General features: G+C 61.8%; 3 protein-coding genes. 1 reads left to right on the top strand and 2 read right to left on the bottom strand.

The window, feature by feature from the left end:
- Both hrpA and aceK read right to left on the bottom strand, forming a co-directional pair.
- Nucleotides 1–3,417: ATP-dependent RNA helicase HrpA (hrpA, locus tag HX846_RS25860; protein ID WP_178966357.1), on the bottom strand; the 3,417-nt coding region annotated here is incomplete at its 3' end.
- Nucleotides 3,418–3,487: 70 nt separating this feature from the next.
- The gene (gene aceK / locus HX846_RS25855; protein WP_003210697.1) at nt 3,488–5,209 is read right to left on the bottom strand and encodes a bifunctional isocitrate dehydrogenase kinase/phosphatase; all 1,722 of its coding nucleotides are present in this window, start codon (nt 5,207–5,209) and stop codon (nt 3,488–3,490) included.
- Nucleotides 5,210–5,620: 411 nt separating this feature from the next.
- Between aceK and HX846_RS25850 the strand changes: the two genes are divergently transcribed.
- Nucleotides 5,621–6,846 (top strand): methyl-accepting chemotaxis protein (locus HX846_RS25850; protein ID WP_178966356.1); only part of this gene is annotated, 1,226 nt, incomplete at its 3' end.

Genomic DNA, 6,846 nt, shown 5'->3' with positions numbered 1-6,846 from the left:
GGCGCCCAGGCCGGCGCCGTCCCGCGGCAGGCTGGCTTCGCCTTCCAGCACGCAACTGTCGAGGCTGGCCAACAGAATGTCTTCCACCAGGGCTTCGATACGCCCCAGCTCGCGGTACATCAACCCCAACTCGGTCAGGCCCGGCAATTTGCCCCGCAGGAACTTTGCCGGCTCGGCCAGTTGTTGCAGCAGCAGGCGCTGCAAGGCTCGACGGTGCTGGAACTCAGCCTCGGCAGCGGTAGAGAAACGCCCTTCCTTGACCGTGCCGTTTTCTTCGACCAAGGCCGGATACACCGTCATCGAAAGCCCGGCTATGTTTTGCTGGGTTTTCTCGGCCACCGCCGCGAACACCTTGGCCTCCACCGGCTGCTGGCTCTTCGCAGTCTGCGGCACCGCCAACGCAGCTTGGCTGGCCTCGGCGAAACGCGCGGTCAACTCGGCCAGGTCGCGGCCTTCACCGAGGAACTTGCCCTGGCCGTCGACCACTTCCAGGTTCATCTTCAGGTGGCTCTCCACCTGCTGCGCAGCCTCGGCCCAGGCTTCATCGCTGACCCGTGCCCCGGTCATGCGCAGCAGCTCACGCCCCAAGGCCTGAGGCAACGAGCCTTGGCCGAACTCGATACGTTGCAACGCCGCCTTGACGAAATCCGGCACCGGCACGAAGTTCTTGCGCAGGGCCTTGGGCAAGTTGCGCACCAGGGCAATGCACTTGGCCTCGATCACACCCGGCACCAGCCATTCCAGGCGCTCGGGTGGCAAGGCCGGCAACAGCGGCGCCGGCACGCGCAGGGTCACACCGTCCCGTGGATGGTTGGGTTCGAAGTGATAACTCAAGGCCAGGGCCAGGTCGCCCAGGTGCAAGGTGTCGGGGTAATGGGCGGCGGTGACTTCACTGGCCTCGCGGGCCAGCACGTCTTCTTCGCGCATGATCAACAGCTGCGGGTCTTTCTGGCTGTTGACCTTGTACCAACTGTCGAAGGTCGCAGTCTGGTGGATCTCGGCGGGCAGGCGCGCATCGTAGAAGGCGTACAGGGTTTCTTCGTCCGCCAGGATGTCGCGCCGGCGGGCCTTGGCTTCCAGTTCGTCGAGCTGCTCCAGCAATTGCTGGTTGGCCGTCAGGCAGCGGGCCCGGGACTGGATCTCGCCGCGCACCAGGCCTTCGCGGATAAACAGCTCGCGAGACGTCACCGGATCAATCGGCCCGTAATGCACCGGCCGGCGCCCGACGATGATCAACCCGAACAGGGTGATCTGCTCAAACGCCACCACCTGGCCGCGCTTCTTTTCCCAATGGGGTTCGAAGTGGTTTTTCTTGATCAGGTGCCCGGCCAACGGCTCGATCCAGTCGGCGTCGATCTTGGCCACCATCCGCGCGTACAGCTTGGTGGTTTCCACCAGCTCGGCGGTCATCAGCCATTGCGGACGCTTCTTGCCAATACCCGACGACGGGTGAATCCAGAAACGCCGCTGACGCGCGCCGAGGTAATCGCCCTCTTCGGTCTTCTGGCCAATCTGGCTGAGCAGGCCGGACAGCACCGCCTTGTGCAGTTTGGGGAAGTCCGCCGGTTCTTTATTGACGGTCAACTGCATGTCGCGACAGATCAGGCTCAACTGGCGGTGGGAGTCACGCCATTCCCGCAGGCGCAGGTAGTTCAGGAAATTCTTGCGGCACCAATTGCGCAGCGGGCTGGCGGTCAATTCCTGGCGCTGCTCTTCAAAACCACGCCACAGGTTCACCAACCCGGCGAAGTCCGAATCCGCGTCCTTCCATTGTGCGTGAGCCTGGTCGGCGGCTTGCTGGCGCTCCGGCGGACGCTCGCGCGGGTCCTGGATCGACATGGCGCTGGCGACGATCAGCACTTCCTGCAGGCTGCCAAGCTTGGCCGCCTCCAGCAACATGCGGCCCATGCGTGGGTCCACCGGCAGACGCGCCAACTGGCGGCCCATCGGTGTCAGCTGGCTGTTGCGGTCAACGGCGGACAACTCTTGCAGCAGGTTGAAACCGTCGCTGATGGCCTTGCCGTCCGGCGGCTCGATAAACGGGAAATCGGTGATCTCGCCCAGGCGCAGGTGCAGCATCTGCAGGATTACGGCCGCGAGGTTTGTGCGAAGAATCTCGGGGTCGGTAAATTCCGGGCGCCCGATAAAATCCTCTTCGCTGTACAAGCGCACGCAGATACCGGGTTCGACCCGCCCGCACCGGCCTTTACGCTGGTTGGCACTGGCCTGGGAAATCGCCTCGATCGGCAGTCGCTGCACCTTGGCCCGGTAGCTGTAGCGGCTGATGCGCGCGGTGCCACTGTCGATCACATAACGAATGCCTGGCACGGTCAGCGAGGTTTCCGCGACGTTGGTCGCCAGCACCACACGCCGGCCTGGGTGCGACTGGAAAATCCGCTGCTGCTCCGCCGGTGACAGGCGCGCATACAGCGGCAGGATTTCAGTGTGCTTGAGCTGGGCCTTGCGCAGCATGTCGGCAGCGTCGCGAATCTCGCGCTCGCCGGGCAGAAACACCAGCACATCGCCGGGGCTCTTGCGCTCGCTGCGCTCGAAGGCGGCGATCTCATCGAGGGTGGCGAGAATCGCCTGGTCGACGGTCAGGTCGTCCTCGACGCGGTTGCCCTCCTCGTCCTGCTCCAGGGTCAGCGGGCGGTACCAGGTCTCCACCGGGAAGGTGCGGCCCGACACCTCGACAATCGGCGCATCGTCGAAGTGCTTGGAAAAGCGCTCCAGGTCGATGGTGGCCGAGGTGATGATGACCTTGAGGTCCGGGCGACGCGGCAGCAGGGTTTTCAGATAACCCAGCAGGAAGTCGATGTTCAGGCTGCGTTCGTGGGCTTCGTCGACGATGATCGTGTCGTAGCGTTCGAGGTAGCGGTCGTTCTGGGTTTCGGCCAGCAGGATACCGTCGGTCATCAGCTTGATCAGGGTGTTGGAATCACTCTGGTCTTCAAACCGCACCTGATAACCCACCAGGGAACCCAGCGGAGTCGCCAACTCTTCCGCGACCCGGCTCGCTACGCTGCGCGCCGCAATCCGCCGCGGCTGGGTGTGGCCGATCAGGCCGTATTGGCCGCGGCCGATTTCCAGGCAGATTTTCGGCAATTGGGTGGTTTTACCCGAACCGGTCTCACCGGCAATGATCAGCACCTGATGCTTGAGCAACGCTTCCTTGATCTCGTCACGCTTGGCGGCGATCGGCAGGCTGTCGTCATAGCGAATCACCGGCAGGCTGGCGCGCCGCGCTGTCACCTGGGCGCAGGAGGCCTGCATCCGCGTCACCCACTGCGCAAGTTTTTCCTCATCGGGTTTCTTGCGCAGCTCAAGCAGCTGCCGCCGCAGGCGGTGGCGGTCGGCGAGCATGGCGTGATCGAGGTTTTTCAGCAGTTGGTCGATAGCGGGCGCTTGGTCAGTCATCAGGTACGCAAAGGTCGTCTATGTAGGCAGGGGGCGGATTGTCGCAGAAAAGCGCCGCCGCGCGCTCCCCTCATTCATTGTCCAGGCCCTTGCGCCGGTAGGGAAACACATCGATTACCTTGCCGGCGCGAATCGCCTCTTGCAGGCCTTTCCAGTAGTCGGCGTTGTACAACTCGCCGTGCAGTTCGTCGAACAGGCGGCGCTGGGCGGAATCAGCAAACAGGAATGGCGGAAACTCCTCGGGAAACACGTCCAGCGGACCGATGGAATACCAGGGCTCGGAGGCCATTTCATCTTCCGGGGTACGCGGCGCCGGAATGTGGCGGAAGTTGGCCTCGGTCAGGAAACAGATTTCGTCATAGTCGTAGAACACCACGCGACCGTGGCGGGTGACGCCAAAATTCTTCAGCAGCATGTCGCCCGGGAAAATATTCGCCGCCGCCAGTTGCTTGATCGCCAGGCCGTAGTCTTCCAGGGCTTCGCGCACCTGGGCTTCGTTGGCGTTTTCCAGGTAGAGGTTCAGCGGGGTCATGCGCCGCTCGGTCCAGCAGTGGCGGATCAGTACCGTATCGCCTTCGACTTCGACGGTACCGGCGGCGACTTCCAGCAGTTCGGCCAGGCATTCAGGCTCGAATTTGCTCAACGGAAAACGGAAGTCGGCGAACTCCTGGGTGTCGGCCATGCGCCCTACCCGGTCGACACTTTTCACCAACCGGTACTTCTCGATCACGGTGGCGCGGTTGACGTTTTTCGACGGTGAAAACCGGTCCTTGATGATCTTGAACACGGTATTGAAGCCCGGCAGCGTAAACACGCTCATGACCATGCCGCGCACGCCCGGCGCCATGATGAACTGGTCATCGGTGGTGGCAAGGTGGTTGATCAGCGCCCGGTAGAATTCGGATTTGCCGTGTTTGTAGAAGCCGATGGAGGTGTACAACTCGGCGATGTGCTTGCCCGGCAGGATGCGCTTGAGGAAGCCGATAAACTCCGCCGGCACCGGCACGTCCACCATGAAATAGGAGCGGGTGAACGAGAAGATGATCGACACATCGGCCTCGTCGGTGATCAGCGCGTCGATCTGGATGCCGCGCCCTTCCCGATGCAGCAGCGGGATCACCAGCGGCCACTGTTCGTCGCGGGTGTAGATGCGTCCGACGAGGTACGCGCCTTTGTTGCGGTACAGCACCGAGGAAAACAGTTCGACGTTGAGGTCCGGGTCCTTGCACACCCAGTCCGGCAGGTTTTCGCGCAATTGCACCTCCAGGCGGCGCAGGTCGGCGGGCAAGTCGGCGTAGGGTTCGCTGAAGCTGTAGTCGGCGAAAATCTGCTCCAGCATGCCCGCCAGCTTGCCGCCCGGCTTGTAGGTGCGGGTTTGCGCCGCCCGGGCGCGGCGCAGGCTGGGCCGGGTGGTGTGGATGAACATGCAGCCATCGCTGATCAGGTCATGGCTGAACAGGCCGCAAAACGTCGAGTTGTACCAGGTCTCGGACAGCTCATCGTCAAACCGCAGGTCGATCAGGCTGATGTAGGCACTTTTCACCAGCGGCCAGTCGGCAATGTCGAGCAACACGGCTTCATCGAAAGCCGCCCGCAGCCGCGCCGTGACTTCGCTGACCTTCTCTTCGTAAAGATTGATGCGCGCAGCCGATGCCGCCTGCCCTTGCTGCCACTGCGCCTTTTCAAAGCGCTCCCGGGCGCCATCGGTGATCTGGCGGAAGTGCTCGCGGTAGTCGTCGAAGCCGTCGAGGATCATCTGCGCAATGTCGAGGGCGGGCGTTGGCTGCGGCATTCGGGAAACCTCTGCGGGCATTTGGAGTGAGCTGAGCTTAGCCAGTGTGCGGGAACAGGAGAAGGATCATTTTTCATTCAGACTTGTACAAGATTGTTCATTTCGTACATTTATTTACTCTTTATTTAATTCGACTAACTGGTCAACAAAAAACCCGCGCGTCACGCTCCCGGCATTAAACGTTTCATCTACAGGCCTTGTGTGACGTGGCCTGCCTGTGCGAGCCGGGGTAAATAAGAGTCTTTGCTCTACTGCCCCGGTACTGCTGGCTTCTCGACCATTGGATCCAACGTAAGGGAAACCCTGACTACCCTAGCTAGTGGCACTTTGCTATATAGCGCGCCCTCTCCCACCTAACAAGGTCAGAAGACCGATCCGGGATCAGGTTCTAACCGCCAAAGGAGCATTGAGATGTCATTGAGGAATATGGGGATCGGCCTGCGCGCCAGTCTGAGTTTTGGGGTTTTGGCCAGCCTGTTGATCGTGGTCGGCCTGTTTGGTTTAGGCCAGATGGCCAAGCTGCGGGAAAGCGCACTGATCATCGAAGAGTCGTGGATGCCGAGTATTGAAAACATTCACGACAGCGCCGCCTACGTCGCCAGCATCCGTCTGGAAGCGTTGCGCTTGCTCACCACCGATGAGTCCCGGGTGCGTGACAACAGCAAAAACCTGATCACCCGCCAGCGTGGCGACCTTGAAGAACTGCTGAACCGTCACGAAACCCTGCTGAGCAACGAGCAGGAACGCGACCTGCTCAAACAGTTGAAAGCCAACGTTGCGAGCTATATGACGATCGTCGGCCAGATGATTCAACTGGTCGACCAGGACCAGCAGCAAAACGCCATGGACCTGCTCAACAGCCGCCTCGCACCCCAAGGCATGGTCCTCAATAAAAGCCTGGAAGACATGATCATCTTCAACCAAAAAGGTGTGGAAGACGCCGCAACGTCGGCGGCGCAGATGTACACCAGCGCCCAATGGGTGGTCGGCACCATCATCGTCACCGCCCTGATGGCAACTTTACTGCTGGCCTGGCTGCTGACCCGCAGCATCACCGCGCCCATTGGCCAGGCACTGACAGTGGCCCGCACCATCGCCTCCGGCGATCTGAGCCGGCCGATCGTCGTGGAGGGCAAGGATGAGCCGGCGCAACTGCTCACCGCGCTGGCCACCATGCAGGCCAACCTGCAGGAAACCATCCGTGGCATCAGCGAATCGTCGCAGCAGTTGGCCTCGGCGGCGGAAGAGATGAGTTCGGTAATGGAGCAGAGCACCCGCGGCCTGCAAGCGCAGAACGACGAGATCGAACAGGCTGCCACCGCCGTGACGCAGATGAGCGCGGCAGTCGATGAAGTGGCGGGCAATGCGGTGTCCAGCGCCGAAGCCTCCAAGGCCTCCGACGAAGACAGCAAGCACGGTCACTACCAGATCAGCGAAACCATCAGCTCGATCCAGAACCTGGTGGACGAAGTCCTCGGTGCCTCGACCAAGGCCGAGGGCCTGGCGGCGCAGGCCCAGGACATCAGCAAGGTGCTTGAAGTGATTCGCGGGATTGCCGGGCAGACCAACCTGCTGGCACTCAACGCAGCGATTGAGGCGGCACGCGCGGGCGAGGCCGGTCGTGGTTTTGCCGTGGT

The organism is Pseudomonas sp. K5002 (assembly GCF_013386655.1).
Taxonomy (GTDB): domain Bacteria; phylum Pseudomonadota; class Gammaproteobacteria; order Pseudomonadales; family Pseudomonadaceae; genus Aquipseudomonas.
The sequence above is the reverse complement of the archived record's forward strand: the minus strand, read 5'-3'. Positions and strand labels throughout refer to the sequence as shown.